The following is a 15,132-nucleotide window of genomic DNA, read 5'->3' as shown; positions in this document are numbered from 1 at the left end:
GTCGAGGCCGACGAACTTTGCCTCATTCAGCAGGTCCCAGTCGGTCACCGAAATGTAGAAGGCCTCGATCGTCGGATAGAAGCGCACGACCRTGAAGAAGATCACCGGCAGGGCAAGGAACGCCCAGGCCCAGATGATCTGCTTGGTCGAGATTGGCAGCCGCCCCCAGGCGCCCCCCGGGCCAGCGCCCGGAGGTCGATATGTCGCTGCGGTCATGATGGCCGCCTCTTACTTGGCCTTGAACTTGTCGAGGATCGCCTGCTCGCGATCGGCAGCAACCTTCAGCGCCTCCTTGATCGGCGTGTCCTTCAGCAGGACCCCGTTGATCATGTCGATCGAGACCTGGCGCTGCTGCGCTTCGTCGACCATCGGCGGCGTCGAGGCATAGGAGAGTGCGCGGATGAAAGGGCCGTAGATCGGGTCGTTGACATTGGCATCGGTCATTGCGACAGCGCGGCGCGCCGGCAGTTCGCCGACCTTCTCGAGCCAGACCTTCATCGCCTTCTCCGAGGAGATGAACTGCATGAACTTCTCGGCCGCCGCCTTCTTCTCGCCGGTAGCCGATGCCGCGATGGCATTGGCGAAATAGCTGCCGAAATTGGCCTTCTTGCCGTCAACGGTCGGCAGTTCGGCGACGCCCCATTTGAAGGACTGGATCGTCTTGTAGGAGGCGACGCGGAAGGTGCCGTCGACGACCATGCCGGCCAGGCCCGCACGGAAGGCAGCCTGCCCCTCGTCCATGAAGCTCTCCTGGCCGACGCGATGGACCTTCTGGAGGCTGGTGTAGAACTCCAGCGACTTGGCGCCGGCCTCGGTGTTGTAGGCGACCTTGCTGCCATCCTCGGAATATGACTCGCCGCCATACTGGCGCACGAGTATCTCGCGCCACCAGTTGTGGTCCTGCCGGGCGATGTCGAGCGCGATGCCGACCTGCTGGTAGTTGCCGCCGGCATCGCGCTTGGCGATCGCCTTGGCGGCAGCGACGAATTCGTCCAGCGTCTTCGGCGGCTTCTCGGGGTCGAGACCAGCCTTCTGGAACAGGTCCTTGTTGTAGAACAGCGCCATGGCCCGAACGGCAGTCGGCAGGCCGTAATACTCGCCATTGCGCTTCATCGCCGAAACGATCGGAAAGAAGTCCTTCTCGATCTCGGCATCCTGGAATGCCCCCTTCGAGAGCGGTTGGACGAGCTTGCCGGCGATGAAGGTGTCGAGCCAGCCATAGAAGAGCTGCATCACCTCGGGGCTGCGCCCTGCCGCCTTGGCCGCGATCAGACGGGTCTGGTAGTCGGCATAGGGGAAGGTGACCTGCTTGACAGTAATGCCGGGGTTCTCCGCCTCGAACTGCTTGATCACCTCGGTCATCGCCTGGACGCGGGTGTCGAAAACGTATTGCCAATACTGGATCTCGACGGCCTGGGCGCGCCCGAGCCCTGCTGCGAGAACGCCAAGGGCCAGCGCTGCGGCCACGATCGGCCTGCGCATCGAACGACACGTGATCGTCATCAAGCTCATCAGTGTCTCCTCCAGGTGGTCGCTGTTTTCCAGCATTATTATGCAAGCGCTTGCATGCTATTCCGCAGCTGGTAATTGTCAACCGGTGGCATGGAGGGTAAATCTCATGACATTCGGGAGGCGCAACGGGCCAAATGACACATCGCTCGATCGCGCAGGACGAACCAGCCCGCGAGGGCGCACCGCGCAAGAGCAAGCGCTTGCACAAGGTCGCCCCTGATCTAAAGACCCTGGCCATTGCGCTCGGCCTGTCGCAATCAACAATCAGCCGTGCCCTAAGCGCCCATCCCGGCATCCCCGAGACGACGCGGCATCGTGTCGTCGCCGCCGCCGATGCGATGGGCTATAGTCCCAACGCAAGGGCGCGCAGCTTGGCGACGGGGCGTACCGAAGCGATCGGCCTCGTCTTCCCGCTAGAGCGGCTGCAACTGCCCGAAACCAATTTCGTCGATGTGCTGGCGGGCATCTCGACTGCGGTGACCCGGCGCAATTACAGCCTGCTGCTGACTCCCTTCGAGGATGACGAGGCTGCCGTGCTGCGCAAGCTGGCCTCCTCGAAGACACTTGACGGCGTCATCATAACGCGGCCGCTGGTCGACGATCCGCGCATCGCCTTGCTGAATGGCCTCGGCCTGCCCTTCGTGGTGCATGGACGCAGCGAGGTGAGCGAACCCTATTCCTTCGTCGATACCGACAACGACACGGCGTTCGAGCGCCTGACCAATCTGCTCATCGACTACGGCCACCGCAACATCGTGGTGGTAAATGGGCTCGAAAAGTTCCGCTACGCGACGGCACGTGCACGAAGCTTCCTTCGCGCCTTCGCCACGCGCGGCTTGACGCCGCGGCCCGATGCCATCGAGTTCGTCTCCATGACCGAGGTGACCGGCTATGAAACCGCGACGCGCCGCCTCGACGGCCCCGAACCGCCGACCGCCTTCATCTGCGGCTCGGTCTTTCAGGCGCGCGGAGTCTATCGGGCGATCGCCGAGCGTGGACTTTGCGTCGGCTCCGACATCTCCGTCGTCTGTCACGATGATGGCGTCCGCGGGATCAGCGCCGACCAGTTCGTTCCGCCCCTCACGGCAACCGCGACCTCTATTCGCCTAGCGGGCGAGGACCTCGCCATGATGCTGATCGATCAGATTGAAGCGGGGACGTCGGCCCCTCTCCGCAAGATCCTACCTTTCGATCTGACGCTTCGCGGATCGGTCGGCCTGGCAGCCACCTCAGAAGGCTCGCGCGGGCCCTGCGCGTCGGGTGATTGAAGCTGCTATTGCGTCTGCAGTAGTAATTGCAAATCTCGCTTCTGTTCATCACGCATGATCTGTCGCGGCAAAGCGGTTTCGGATAGGATCATCGTTTATGCTTAAGGGGACGATCGTGGAGATGGGCGCAAGTCCTCGCATCGCCTGCCAATGCCTACACGAGGCAGCTGATCTATTCGATCCCACATCTACGAGTGGGTCGGCTGGACGAGAAAATTTCTGCGGATCGGGCAAATGACCGTTCTGGTGGTCATGTTGCGAGAAGTCAGCACCGCTGAGACTGATCGTATMGGATGCAGGTTCAACGCCATTGGCACGACGCCGCGCCGCATTTCAGGATAGAGGGCCGAGAACGTCCACGGTCCACCGAAAAACCGATCATTCCGACGGCTGAGCGCCGCACAGCGCCAAACCCGCACACCCGAGCAGCGCCGGAAGCGGACTGTCATGGTACAGGGCGATCGTCGCGGAGAGAGCACTGCCAGGGGTCCAACTCCGGCCGCTCACCCGCACAGCTACAGTCGTGCCGGACCCGTTAACCAGGCTCTATCGGCCAAACGACGAGTCGCAGGTTATGCGCGCTGCATCAGCATTTCGCGTAAGCCCAACAGCGTCTTGCACACGGCTTCCAGCTCGTGGACATCAAAGCCATCCCGCAGCTCCGGGATGTGACCAGCAATCCGGCCGCCCAGAATCCCGGTGAAGGTCGCTGTACCATCTGAGGAGACGACAAGGCCATTGCTCGCCTCGAAGGACGTATTCCAGGCGATGGCCTCCTCGCGCAGCAATCCCGGCGGCAGGGCGAGCTCCAGCCTGCCTCCGACCAGCTTGACTGGATAGCCTCCCGGTAGGCCGTCAGGTCCGGGCGCATGGCCCTGCCAGCGCCGACCGCCTGCCATTGCCAACAGCATCGGGACACCGCTCGCGCCGGAAATCTCGATCACCGGCTCAGGCGTGAGCTGGATATCGGCAAAGCGAGCGTAGACATCGGCCACTTCCTCGCCGCCCAGCCAGACGCGCGGGGCGCGACCACCGCGTTCCTCGGGACGGCGACGCCAGGCGGCGAGGTTTTGGTAATGCGCAAGAACCTTGACCTCGGCACCGGCAGGCGTCGCGGCCGAGCCAGCGAAGACGTTGGACAGGATCGCGACATTGCCCATGCCGCAGGAGACGTCATGACCCATCGCGCGAATCATGCCGTTGACCACGTCGGGGAAGCAGCAATTGACCAGCGTCACCGGCTTGCCGGCCCGCGTGATGGCGGCGGCGACGCGGGCGCTGATCAGCGCCTGGAAGACGGCGGTCGCGCTCAGGCCCCCCTCGGCGACTAGGCCCGTCCATGCATTGCCGCTTTGGGCGATGACCTGCGAGGTCTGGATCGAGGCCGCCTGCACGACGATGCGTGGGTCTGTCGCCGTGAGCAAGACGTCGGAAGCATCCGGCGCCAGCAGGTCGATCTCGTGGGTGGCGAAGCGCGCCGTGGCTCCGAAGAGCGCAGCGCGGGCATTGGCGGCAGTGCGCAGCCAGTTCAGGCGTTCGAAGTTGCGCCCGGCGATGATCACCTCGATCGGCTCGCGGGCGGCTGCAGCGATGTCGAAGGCGATGCGCGCGGCGAAGCCGCCGGTGCCGGAAATTAGGATGTCGCAGCCGGCCATATTAGCGCCCCGTCGCGGTTGCCCTGTCCCAGCAATCGTCGAGCCGGGGCGAGAGCTTGTGTTTCATGATGCGCTGGCTCGCCGTGCGCTCGAACTCGTCGACGAGGGCGATGTAGCGTGGGTTCTGGTAGGGCGCGAGGCGCCGGCCGAGCCAGCCGGACAGGGCCTGCGGGTCGATGACCGCGCCATGGCGCGGCTTGACGAACAGCTTGATGTCCTGCTCGCCGATATCGGCGGAGACGCCGATCATCGCGCAATCCTCGACCGCTTCATGCTCGGCCGCGACATGCTCGACCTCCCAGGCCGAGACGTTCTCCCCGCGGCAGCGCACGCTGTCGGTCATGCGGCCGTGGAAATATAGGTTGCCGTCGGTATCGAAGGAGCCGAGATCGCCGGTATGGAGGGCGCCGTTGTGCAGCGCTTTCACGGTCGCCTCGGGATTGTCCAGATAGCCGGGGAAGATTGCGCCTTGGATGCTGGTCTCGACCACGATCTCGCCGCGCTCGCCCGCCGCGACGGGCCTGCCCTCACCGTCGAGCAGCCTGATGGTGAACCAGGGCATCGGCTGCCCGACGGAGCCAAACACGCCGCTGGTGTTGCAGGTCGTCAGGCTGGAGGCTTCGGTCATGCCGTAGCATTCGCGGATCTCGACCCCGAAGCGGTCGCGGAACTGCGGCCAGATATCGGCCGGACAGCCGCCGCCCCAGGCGATGCGCACGCCATGCTCGCGATCGAGCACGGAAGCCGGCTGCTTCAGAAGGATCTGCAGGATGCCGCCGAGATAATGGATATGGGTCGCGCCCTCCTCGCGGACCTGCGTCCAGAAGCGGCTGGCGCTGAAGCGCTCGACCATGGCGAGCGATACGTCGCGGATCATCGGCAGCGGCAGGAGCTGGGCGCCGCCGATATGATAGAGCGGCTCCCAGACGAAGAAGACCTCGCCGGGCTTGGCATCCGACAGATAGAGCACACTCTCGGCCGCCAGCCGCAGCATGCGGTGCGAGACGATGACGCCCTTCGGCCGCCCTGTCGTGCCGGAGGTGTACATAATGGCGAAGACGGCATCCGCGGCTGGGGCCGGTCCGTCGAAACGGGCGGTTACCACGAGCACCGCATCGAGATCTCCGCCCGGCGCATGCAACAGCATCGGCAGGGTCGTGTCGGGCCCCATCGCCTCGGCGATCTGGGGTGCGAGTTCGATGTCGGCGACGACGAGGCGCGGGCTGGAATGGGTCAGGAGATAGTTCAACCCCTCGCCGCGCTGGTGAGCATTGACCGGCACCCAGGCGACGCCGGCCCGTGCGAGCCCGAAAACTACGGCGATACTGGCGAGGGAATTTCGCATCATCACCGCGACGCGGTCGCCCGTGACGATGCCGCGCGACCGTAGATGCGCGGCGAAGGCGGCCGAGCGCCGCTCCAACTCGCCATAGCTCAGCGGCTCGCCGCTGAAGCGGGCATAGACGCGATCCGGCTCGGCAGCGGCGCGCGCGGTCAGAAGGCCTACGAAGCCGTCTTTGTCTGGGGAGGTCATGGTTGCGCTTCAGTCGTCGATGTCAGGAAGAAGAGGAGGAGCGGAAGCGTTCGGCCAGCAGCAGCATCACCGTCACCACCACGAAGACGACCACCGAAACCGCGGCCAGCGTCGGGTTGAGTTGCAGGATCATGTCGTCCCACATCTGCTTCGGCAGGGTCGTCTTGATGCCACCCGAGACGAAGATCGCGATTGTCAGCTCGTCGAAAGAGGTGATGAAGGCGAAGAGGAAGGCCGCGACGAGGCCGCCCTTAACAAGCGGGATCGTCACGCCCGTCAGGGTGCGGACGCGGTTGGCGCCGAGCGTCGCCGCCGCCTGATCGAGCCGCTGATCATAGGTCTTGAGCACGGCGGCGATGGTGACGAGCGTGAATGGGATCGCCAGCACGGTATGACCGATGATCAGTCCGAGATCGGTCGCGATCAGGCCCATCCGCGCGAAGAGGTAGAACAGGCCCACCGCGATGACGATGCGCGGAACGATCATCGGCGCCAGGAAGAAGGCGAAGATTAGCCCGCCCCAGCGCGTGCGGCTATGGGCCAGCGCCAGCGCCGCGAAGCCGCCGATCGCGGTCGCAGCCAGGGCCGTAACGAAGGCGACGCCAAAGGAGCGCAGCGTTGCCTGCAGCCAGAGCGGGGATTCAAAATAGGTGCGGAACCAGCTGAGCCCGTAGCCTGGCGGCGGGAATTCGAGGAATTGCGAGGAGGTGAATGCGAGCGGGATCACTATCAGCGTCGGCAGCACCAGAAACCCGATGACGAGCCAGCAGAAGCCCGRCAGCATACCCTCGCATATGCGGTTGCCTAGGAATTTCTGTGCAACAGCTGCGACGCGCCCCGCAATATCGGCGACAATGCCGAGGATGGCGAGGCCGAGATCGCGGATGCGTCCGCCTCCGACCTGAGCCGAGCCGCCGGCGATCGTCGAGATGCCGAAGAGCCGGTCGTAGATCCAGCAGGAAACCAGCGCCGCCGCCAGCATCATGGCCGCAAGCGCCCCCGCGAAGGACCAGTTCAGCAGCTCCTGCACCTGGGTGATGATGAGCTGGGCGAGCATGGTCTCCTGCCGCCCGCCGAGGAAGGCCGGCACAATGAAGAAGCCGAGCGAGGAGATGAAGACCAATAGCCCCGCCGCCGCGACGCCTGGCAGAGAGAGCTTGAAATAAACCAGCCAGAACGCTCGCGCCGGGGCGGCGCCGAGGGTCTGCGCCGCCTGCACGAGGCGACGGTCGATTCCGGTCATCACCGGCAGCATGGTCATCACCGCGAGCGGCACCATCGCATGGACCATGCCGACCATCACGCCGAACATGTTGTGTAGCAGCGGCAGGGGTTGGTCGACGAGGCCGGATCCCGTCGCAAGCGAATTGATGATGCCGCTGYGGCCGAGCACGATCATCCAGGCGAAGGTCTTGACGAGATAGCTCGTCCAGAAYGGCACCATGACGAAGAGCAGCATGCGGCCGCGGAACATGTCGGGCAGGCGCGCCAGCCAATAAGCCAGCGGGTAGCCCATCAAGAGCGACCAGACCGCCGTCCAGCCGGCGATGCGGAAGGTAATGCCGAGCACGCGCAGATAGACGTCGGTCGCGGCGATGCGCTGGTAGGCGCCGGCCGAGAAGCCTCCGCTCTCCGGATCGACGACGCTGAGGCCGAGGAGCTGTGCAACCGGCCAGGCGAAGAAGACCGCGAGGAACATGAGGCCGGGCACCGCCAGCCAGAGCGGACCGAACCTGAGTTTGCTCCGGCGCGCCGGAGCGGTGCCTGCCGCGACCGCGCTCATGCAACCAGCACCGCCTTGTCGCGGGCCCAGCCGGCGACGATGGCCTGGTCGATGGCGGGCACCGGATCCTCCGGGCCGAGCCGCAGCACGAGCRGGCTGCCGTCACCGAGCGAGGCGATTACGCGCGTTTCCGAGCCGGCATAGACGATTTCGCTCACCCGGCCGCAGACGGCATTGCCGTCGCGTTCGCCGAGATGGAGGTTCTCCGGCCGGATGACGAGCGCCGCGTCGTTGCTCTGGCAATTCGCGCCGCTCGGCAGGGCGAAACGGCCATGGGGTGTGTCGAGCGCACCTTTGCCGTCCCAGCTGCCGCGGAAGATGTTGGAGAGGCCAATGAAATCGGCGGCGAAGGCCGTGCGCGGGCGCTCGTAGATCTCGCGCGGCGTGCCGAGCTGCTCGATCTTCGCGTGGTTCATCAGGCAGATGCGGTCCGACATCGCGAGCGCCTCCTCCTGATCGTGGGTGACGTAGACGATGGTCGCACCGCTCTCCCGGTGCAGCCGCTTGATCTCGATCTGCATGTGCTCGCGCAGCTTCTTGTCGAGGGCACCGAGAGGCTCGTCCATTAGGATGATCGAGGGCTGGTAGACGAAGCAGCGTGCCAGCGCGACGCGCTGCTGCTGGCCGCCGGACAATTCGCGCGGGAAGCGCCCGGCGAGATGGCCGAGATGGACCATATCGAGCGTGGAGGCGACCCGGCCGGCGATCTCGGCAGCCGGGCGCCCACGCATCTTGAGCGGAAAAGCGATGTTCTCCGCCACCGTCAGGTGCGGGAAGAGCGCGTAATGCTGGAAGACGAGACCGATATCGCGCTGGTGAACCGGCATGTTCGACTGGTCGCGTCCGTCGATCACCACCCTGCCCTCGCTGGCCTCGACCAGACCGCAGATCAGCTGAAGCAGCGTCGTCTTGCCGGAGCCCGAAGGCCCCAGCAAGGTGAGGAACTCGCCCTCTGCGACGCTGAGCGAACTCGGTTCGAGCGCCGTGGTCGCGCCATAGCGCTTGCAAAGCGCTTCGATGACGAGCTTGCCCTCGACGACGAGTTGGGCCGATTTCGGCTGGTTTGCGGTCATTCCGGCACCCGTCATCATCGCCGTCAGGTCAGGAGCCAGGAATTGAAGCGCTCGGTGACCTTGGCACGATTCTCGCTCCACCAGCTTTCATTGGCGATCGCCATCTGCTTCAGGTTTTCCGGTGAGGTCGGCAGGAGTTTGGCGCGCTCGGGCGAGATCGTCTGGTAGGCGTCAAGGTTCGTCGGGCCATATGCCAACGCCTCGGTATAGACCGCCTGCTGCTTAGCGTCGGAGCAGAAGCGGACGAACTGACGTGCCACCTCAGCTTTTGGGCCACCCTTCGGCAAACCCCAGCCCTCGATCGAGTAGAGCCCTTGGTTCCAGATGATCCTGGCCGGTGCACCGCCATCGATCGCAGCTTGCAGGCGGGCGTTCCAACCGGTGGTCATGTCGACTTCGCCGCTTTGCAGAAGCTGCGTCGACTGGGCGCCACCCGTCCACCAGACTGCGATATGTGGCTTGATCTTGTCGAGAACCTTGAAGGCGCGCTCGATATCGAGCGGATAGAGCTTGTCGAGCGGCACCCCGTCTGCGAGCAGAGCCTGCTCGATGCTGTCTATTGGGTTCTTGCGCATCGAGCGCCGACCGGGGAACTTCTCGACATTGAAGAAATCCGTCCAGCTCGCGGGCGCGTTCTTCACCTTGTCGGTCCGGTAGGCGAAGATCGTCGAATAGACGTCCGTGCCCATGAATTCGGGCGAGATCGCCTCGGGCATCAGCTTGGGCACATCGGCATGCGCGAAGCCAATCGGATCGAGCAGGCCCTGCGCCTTGAGGATGTCGCGGGCCGAGAGCGTCAGCGTGCAGACGTCCCAGGTATAGGACTTGGTCTCGACCATAGCCTTGAACTGGGCGGTAGGCTCGGCCTCGCGGGCAACGTTGACGACCTTGTTGCCGGTCGCTTTTTCGAAGGGGTCATAGAAGGCTTTGCGGAAGGCGGGGCCAAATGGACCGCCGGGATCGGCGACCGTGATCTGGGTCGCGGCGCGTGCCGTGCCCGCCAGGTAGGGCGTTGCGATCGCGCCGGCAGCGAGTTGCAGCAAGGTGCGCCGCGTCGGATTCGTGGTCAGGTTCGACATCGTCTACTCCCCTTTCAAGCGGTTTTCCGCATTTCCCCGTGGGTGATCGGATGGTAAGATGGTGTGATTAGGCCGTCTTCCGCGCCGCGCGCTTGGCGAGGAAGGCCTCCATCATCCGCGCCGGCTCGCCGGTGGCATAGGCGGCGCGCTGGTTGCGGATACCGGCGGCGAGGCACTCGCGGAAGCTCTCCTCGGTGACCTCGCGGAAGCGCGCCTTGTTGAGGCGCATGGCGACCGGCGGCTTGCCGGCGAGTTCCTCGGCAAGCGCGAGCGAGGCCTGCATGACCTGCTCCTTCGGCACGATCCGGTTGATCAGGCCGATGCGGAAGCACTCGTCGGCATCCATCATCCGGCCGGTCAGGGTCAGGTCAATGGTGCGGGCGATCCCGATCATCTCCTTCATGATCCAGGGACCAGTGACCGAGGCGATGCCTGAGTTGATCTCGGGTTGGCCCATTGTGACGTCGGCATGGCCGACGCGCAGGTCGCAGAGCAACGCGACCTGGAAGGCGGAGCCCGCCGCAACGCCGTTCAGCGCCGCGATCAGCGGCTTCGAAAGCGAGCGCATGCGGTCATAGAGCCGCTCCCATTCACCCATCCAAAGTTCGGCGCGGTCCGAATCGAAGGTCTTGGTCTCGTTGAGGTCTTGGCCAGCGCCGAAGGCACGATCGCCCGCACCCGTCAGGATGATTGCGCGGACGGCCTCGTTCGCCTCCATCTCATCGAAGCAGGCGACCAGCCGTTCGCGCATCGGCGCGTTCCAGGCGTTGAGAATCTCGGGGCGGTTGAGGGTGATGATGCCGACAGCGCCTCGCACCTCGACCAGAACAGAGTCCTTCATAGCGCTCTCCGATGAGTTACTATTGCAATGCAATAACTTCTATTGCTTATTCTGCGCCAAAGGCCCAGCTTGTCAAGATCGTTAGCCGCAGCCATTGATCGCGCCGAGGAGAGCAGGCCCTGATGACGATGCCCGACGCGAGACAGAGCAAGCGCACGGCGGCGCCGGCCGACCGAGCCGGCCGCAAGGAAGACGCCCTGATGGTCAATTCGGTGGAGAAGGCGTTCCGCGTGCTCTCGGCCTTCGGCCGCCAGCACCAGACGCTGAACCTGTCGCAGGTCGCCTCGGAAACCGGGATGGATGTCAGCGCGGCCCAGCGCTTCACCCATACGCTCGCCAAGCTCGGCTATCTCCGCAAGGACGCGCAGACCAAACGCTTCGAGCTGACTGCGAAGACGCTAGATCTCGGCTATCATTTCGTTCGCAGCAGCCGCCTCCTCGACCGGGCGATGCCCTATCTCATGCATCTCAGCAAGGAGACCGAGGAGACAGTGAACCTCACCGTGCGCGAGGAGACCGAGATCATCTTCGTCTCGCGTTTCCTCAGCCGGCACGTTCTCAACACCGACGTCATCATCGGCACGCGGATGCCGGCCTATGCCACGGCGCCGGGCATCGCGATGCTTTCGCGCCTGCCGGAGGACGAGGCGATGGCGATCATCGAAGGCTCCGACCGGCGCGCGCATACGCCCTCGACGACATGGCAGCGTGAGGCGTTGCGCGAGAAGCTGCGCCAGTCGGCTGCCCAGGGCTACGCCACCGCCTTCGAGGAGGTCTATATCGGCGATGCCTCGATCGCCGCACCGGTCGTCGACCACCAGGGCCGGCCGGAAGCGGCCGTCAACATCGCGACCTCCACCTCACGCTACAGCCATGAGGAGGTTGTCTCGCGCTTTTCCTCCCTGGTGATCGCCGCCGCCCACGCCATCTCGCGCGTCTGAAAAAAGAGGCGGATGCCCTTGACAGGGGGCGGCTCGACTTACCAGAATCCGAAAACTTATATCGCATTGCAATAAATAGAGATCGCATGGAACGCTCGCAGGCGCAGTTCCGCCGTGTGGCTCGCCGCAGTGGCCCGCCGATAACCCTCAGCTTCGATGGCAAATCGATCCATGCGACCGGAGGCGACAGCGTCCTTGCCGCGCTTCTGGAGAACGGCGCCCACGCTCGCCGGCTGGAATTCGGAGCCGAGCCGCGCGCCGGCTTCTGCCTGATGGGCGCCTGCCAGGATTGCTGGGTCTGGAGTGCGGCCGGTGGCCGGATTAGGGCATGCACGACGCCCGTCAGCGAAGGCTTGGAGCTCTTCGCCGAACCGCAGGGCATGGCCCACTCCAATGACTGAGATCGTCATCGTCGGAGCCGGACCAGCCGGGATCAGCGCCGCCGAACTGCTCGTCGCGAACGGGCTGAAGCCCATCCTGATCGACGAAGGGGCCCGCGCCGGCGGACAGGGCTATCGCCGTCCGGCCGACGACCTCGCGCTCGACATGACCAGGCTGATGGGCTCGGAGGCCGGCCGCTATGCGGCTCTGCATAAGCGGTTCGGCGCCTTGCACTCCCAGATCGACTATCGGCCCCAGACTCTGGTCTGGGCGATTGACGGCAAGCACCTGCACCTGCTGCGCGACGGCCGCGCCGAGACGCTCGGTTGCGACAGGCTGCTCATCGCAAGCGGCGCGATGGACCGGATTGCGCCCCTGCCGGGCTGGACCAAGCCCGGCGTGTTCACGCTCGGCGGGGCGCAGGCCGCACTCAAGGACCAGGGCTGCCTAATCGGCAGCCGCGTCGCCTTTCTCGGCTCATCGCCCCTACTTGCGCTGGCGGCGAAGCAATACCGCGCGATGGGCGCCGAGATCGCGGTGATCGCCGATACGACCGCATTCTCCGCCAAGCTCGCGGCGATGCCCGCCCTCCTCGGGGCGCCGCGCACATTGCTGCGCGGGCTCTTGTACATGGCGGCGGCTTTGCGCGCGGGCATTCCGACGTTGCACGGCGTGATGCCGGTAGCCGTGGAGGGGGACGGCCGTGTCGAGGCGCTCGTCCTGCGCGATGACAGTGGGCGCGAGCCGCGCTTCGCTTGTGATGCGATCGCGCTGGGCTATGGCCTGAAGCCCGAGACGCAGCTTGCCGATCTCGCCGGGGCGGAATTTGCCTATGATCCGGATTTCCGGCTGTTCCTGCCGAAGATCGACGGTTTCGGCCGCGCGCGCCCCGGCCTTTACCTTGCTGGCGACGGTGTGCGGATCGGCGGGGCCGATGCCGCCGAGGCGAGCGGGGCACTCGCAGCCCATGCCATCCTCGCCGATCTCGGGCGAACACAGGATATCGCGGCGATCCGACTTCTGGCGCGGCGGGTCGCGCGGCTGCGCGATTTCCAGCGTGGGCTGGCGCGCGCCTTCGCCTGGCCGAGGGAGCAGATCGCCGCCCTGCCCGATCCGGTCACGCTCTGCCGCTGCGAGAACGTCACGGTCGGTGAGGTGCGCTCCGCGATGGCGAAGGCGCTCGGTCCGGTCGAGGTCAACCGCGTCAAGGCGATAACACGCTGCGGCATGGGGCGCTGCCAGGGCCGCGTCTGCGGGCCGGCCTTGCAGGAGATCGTCGCGGCCGGAACCGAACAGGGGGGCGAAGCCGCCGGTCGCCTGCGGGGCCAGGCTCCGGTCAAGCCGATCGCGCTCGCCGCCGCGGGAGAACCTACATGAGCACGCAAACGACCGATGTCACGATCGTCGGCGGCGGGCTGATCGGCGCCTGGACCGCCTTCTTCCTTGCCCGGCGCGGCCAGCGCGTGACGCTGATCGAGAAGGGCGCCGTCGGAGAGCAATCGAGCGGCGTCAATTTTGGGAATCTGCGCCTCCAGGGGCGTTTTCCCGGCCAGTATCCGCTATCGCTGCGCTCTCAGGCGCTATGGGAGGRTTTCGACGCGCTGATCGGCGAGGATTGCGAATTCGAGCAGACCGGCCATCTCTACCTCGCCTATGACGAGGAGGAGCACGCAAAGCTCGAAGGCTATGCCAAGGTATCGGAATCCTACGGCCTCGCGATCGAGCGGGTCGGCCCAGCTGAGTTGCGCCGGCGCTGGCCCTGGCTGAGCGAACGCGCCGTCGCAGCCACCTTCTCCGCCCGCGACGCCACCGCAAATCCAAGGCTGGCGACGCCGACCGTGGCAAGAGCTGCTGCGAGACAAGGCGCCATCATTCGGGAGAACACGCGTGTCGTGGCCGTTGACCGCGAGGGCAACGGCTTTGCGCTGATGCTGGCCGACGGCAGCCGGATAAGCTGCGGCGCGCTGGTCAACTGTGCTGGCGCCTGGGCGCCTGAGATCGCGGAGCGCTTCGGTGAGACCGCGCCGGTCTTTGCAGCCGGGCCGCCGCAATTCGTAACCGAGCCTTTTCCCTATCGGATCGAACCCTCGGTGCAGGCGATCGACGGCTCGGTGATCTTCCGCCAGATCCCGCGCGGCAACATCATCCTCGCCGGCTATCCGCGCACCGCGGCCGATCCGCAGGCGAACCACGCGCCGGTGCCCCCAGTGAAAACGCTGGCGGCAATGCGCGGGCTTGCCCGCGTCGCGCCGATGCTGGCGCAATGCCATGTCATCCGAGTTTGGTCCGGCATCGAGGCCTATCTGCCCGACATGATCCCGGTGATCGGCTCGAGCGGAACGACGCCCGGGCTGTTCCACGCTTTCGGCTTCTGCGGCCACGGTTTCCAGATCGGCCCCGGCGTCGGACTTTGCCTAAGCGAGATGATTCTCGACGGCGAAACGCCCACGCCGCTTGACCCGTTCTCTATCATGCGCTTCCGCAAGGCCCCGACCGTCAGCGAGAAATTCCGCAAGGAATTCGATTGACCGACGCAATTCTGTTTACCTCACGGTTCCTTGGCGATGCACTCCAAGTGCGCCATTTGCGGACATTAGGTGCTTGCCGGGAAGCGGACGCTTCCGCCACCTCTATTTTACGACGAGCGGGCACTTGCTCTCGGATAGCGGCCAGACCGTCTTTCTCCGGCGCGACCTGGCGCTATCGATCGACAGACTCGACGTCTGGAAGGAGGAGTTTCCAGCCTTCGATGGGCATGTGATCGAGGCAAAATATGCAAGGCTCGCCGGCCGCGAGCTCGACCCGAGCCAGGCGGACGCCTGGAACGGGATCAGGGGGATGGTGGCTCGCCTCGAGGCGGCCGAAGCGGTCGTGCTGTCRACGCCGATGTGGAACCTGAGCATTTCATATCGCCTGAAACATTGGATCGATCTCATCACACAGCCGGGTCTCAGTTTTGTCTTCGACCCTGCAACTGGCTACACGCCGCTCATTCGGCAGAGGCCGCTCGCGATCATCCTTTCCAGCGCCGGGGACTTTTCCAGTGGCCAAAGCTACGGCAGGCC

The 15,132-nt window shown here is 65.1% G+C and carries 13 protein-coding genes and 1 pseudogene; 6 read left to right on the top strand and 8 right to left on the bottom strand.

The genetic code is table 11. The features are described from left to right. Nucleotides 1-216, bottom strand: a pseudogene (locus AC1DVA_RS24050) (sugar ABC transporter permease); the annotation flags it as partial. A gap of 12 nt (nucleotides 217-228) precedes the next feature. Beyond that, nucleotides 229-1,482 carry an extracellular solute-binding protein gene (locus AC1DVA_RS24045; RefSeq protein WP_442865097.1) on the bottom strand — a complete coding sequence of 418 codons (1,254 nt, stop codon included), beginning with the start codon at nucleotides 1,480-1,482 and terminating at the stop codon, nucleotides 229-231. Nucleotides 1,483-1,646: 164 nt separating this feature from the next. Here AC1DVA_RS24045 and AC1DVA_RS24040 point away from each other — a divergent pair, with 164 nt between their 5' ends. Next, nucleotides 1,647-2,780: a substrate-binding domain-containing protein gene (locus AC1DVA_RS24040; protein ID WP_265055327.1), complete on the top strand. Its 1,134-nt coding sequence runs from the start codon at nucleotides 1,647-1,649 to the stop codon at nucleotides 2,778-2,780. 572 nt (nucleotides 2,781-3,352) lie between these two features. On the opposite strand, the gene AC1DVA_RS24035 is transcribed toward AC1DVA_RS24040, so the two are convergent. The 6 genes from AC1DVA_RS24035 to AC1DVA_RS24010 all read right to left on the bottom strand — a co-directional run bounded on the left by AC1DVA_RS24035 (nucleotide 3,353) and on the right by AC1DVA_RS24010 (nucleotide 10,745). Continuing rightward, nucleotides 3,353-4,435 (bottom strand): hypothetical protein, encoded by a 1,083-nt coding sequence (locus AC1DVA_RS24035; protein ID WP_476807523.1) that lies wholly within the window; start codon nucleotides 4,433-4,435, stop codon nucleotides 3,353-3,355. A 1-nt stretch (nucleotide 4,436) separates the two neighbouring features. Next, nucleotides 4,437-5,969 (bottom strand): class I adenylate-forming enzyme family protein, encoded by a 1,533-nt coding sequence (locus AC1DVA_RS24030; protein ID WP_476807522.1) that lies wholly within the window; start codon nucleotides 5,967-5,969, stop codon nucleotides 4,437-4,439. A gap of 22 nt (nucleotides 5,970-5,991) precedes the next feature. Continuing rightward, nucleotides 5,992-7,752 (bottom strand): ABC transporter permease subunit, encoded by a 1,761-nt coding sequence (locus tag AC1DVA_RS24025; protein WP_476807521.1) that lies wholly within the window; start codon nucleotides 7,750-7,752, stop codon nucleotides 5,992-5,994. After that, the gene (locus tag AC1DVA_RS24020) at nucleotides 7,749-8,825 is read right to left on the bottom strand and encodes an ABC transporter ATP-binding protein (protein ID WP_476807520.1); all 1,077 of its coding nucleotides are present in this window, start codon (nucleotides 8,823-8,825) and stop codon (nucleotides 7,749-7,751) included. Before AC1DVA_RS24020 ends, AC1DVA_RS24025 begins: the two co-directional genes overlap by 4 nt. A gap of 23 nt (nucleotides 8,826-8,848) precedes the next feature. Continuing rightward, entirely contained in the window at nucleotides 8,849-9,904 is a 1,056-nt protein-coding gene (locus AC1DVA_RS24015) for an ABC transporter substrate-binding protein (protein ID WP_265055332.1), read from the bottom strand. Between the two features lie 67 nt (nucleotides 9,905-9,971). After that, nucleotides 9,972-10,745 (bottom strand): enoyl-CoA hydratase/isomerase family protein, encoded by a 774-nt coding sequence (locus tag AC1DVA_RS24010; protein WP_476807519.1) that lies wholly within the window; start codon nucleotides 10,743-10,745, stop codon nucleotides 9,972-9,974. 122 nt (nucleotides 10,746-10,867) lie between these two features. Between AC1DVA_RS24010 and AC1DVA_RS24005 the strand changes: the two genes are divergently transcribed. The 5 genes from AC1DVA_RS24005 to AC1DVA_RS23985 all read left to right on the top strand — a co-directional run. After that, complete coding sequence (locus tag AC1DVA_RS24005) at nucleotides 10,868-11,686, top strand: IclR family transcriptional regulator (RefSeq protein ID WP_320109592.1); 819 nt, start codon at nucleotides 10,868-10,870, stop codon at nucleotides 11,684-11,686. Between the two features lie 86 nt (nucleotides 11,687-11,772). After that, on the top strand, nucleotides 11,773-12,087 hold the full coding sequence (locus tag AC1DVA_RS24000; RefSeq protein WP_265055334.1) for a (2Fe-2S)-binding protein: 315 nt from the start codon (nucleotides 11,773-11,775) through the stop codon (nucleotides 12,085-12,087). Next, nucleotides 12,080-13,444 (top strand): FAD/NAD(P)-dependent oxidoreductase, encoded by a 1,365-nt coding sequence (locus AC1DVA_RS23995; protein WP_476807518.1) that lies wholly within the window; start codon nucleotides 12,080-12,082, stop codon nucleotides 13,442-13,444. The genes AC1DVA_RS24000 and AC1DVA_RS23995 overlap by 8 nt, the downstream gene beginning before the upstream one ends. After that, nucleotides 13,441-14,595 (top strand): NAD(P)/FAD-dependent oxidoreductase, encoded by a 1,155-nt coding sequence (locus tag AC1DVA_RS23990; RefSeq protein WP_476807517.1) that lies wholly within the window; start codon nucleotides 13,441-13,443, stop codon nucleotides 14,593-14,595. Before AC1DVA_RS23995 ends, AC1DVA_RS23990 begins: the two co-directional genes overlap by 4 nt. 124 nt (nucleotides 14,596-14,719) lie before the next feature. Further along, nucleotides 14,720-15,132: NAD(P)H-dependent oxidoreductase (locus tag AC1DVA_RS23985; protein WP_476807516.1), on the top strand; the 413-nt coding region annotated here is incomplete at its 3' end.

The organism is Allobosea sp. P4_C6, assembly GCF_056402015.1.
This window is presented reverse-complemented; position numbering and strand designations above follow the sequence as displayed.

Excerpts from the sequence above, each read along its gene's own strand:
- AC1DVA_RS24040 (WP_265055327.1), top strand. The coding sequence starts at position 1,647 with ATGACACATCGCTCGATCGCGCAGGACGAACCAGCCCGCGAGGGCGCA.
- AC1DVA_RS24015 (WP_265055332.1), bottom strand. The coding sequence starts at position 9,904 with ATGTCGAACCTGACCACGAATCCGACGCGGCGCACCTTGCTGCAACTC.
- AC1DVA_RS24030 (WP_476807522.1), bottom strand. The coding sequence starts at position 5,969 with ATGACCTCCCCAGACAAAGACGGCTTCGTAGGCCTTCTGACCGCGCGC.
- AC1DVA_RS24045 (WP_442865097.1), bottom strand. The coding sequence starts at position 1,482 with ATGCGCAGGCCGATCGTGGCCGCAGCGCTGGCCCTTGGCGTTCTCGCA.
- AC1DVA_RS24010 (WP_476807519.1), bottom strand. The coding sequence starts at position 10,745 with ATGAAGGACTCTGTTCTGGTCGAGGTGCGAGGCGCTGTCGGCATCATC.
- AC1DVA_RS24035 (WP_476807523.1), bottom strand. The coding sequence starts at position 4,435 with ATGGCCGGCTGCGACATCCTAATTTCCGGCACCGGCGGCTTCGCCGCG.
- AC1DVA_RS24000 (WP_265055334.1), top strand. The coding sequence starts at position 11,773 with ATGGAACGCTCGCAGGCGCAGTTCCGCCGTGTGGCTCGCCGCAGTGGC.
- AC1DVA_RS23995 (WP_476807518.1), top strand. The coding sequence starts at position 12,080 with ATGACTGAGATCGTCATCGTCGGAGCCGGACCAGCCGGGATCAGCGCC.
- AC1DVA_RS24005 (WP_320109592.1), top strand. The coding sequence starts at position 10,868 with ATGACGATGCCCGACGCGAGACAGAGCAAGCGCACGGCGGCGCCGGCC.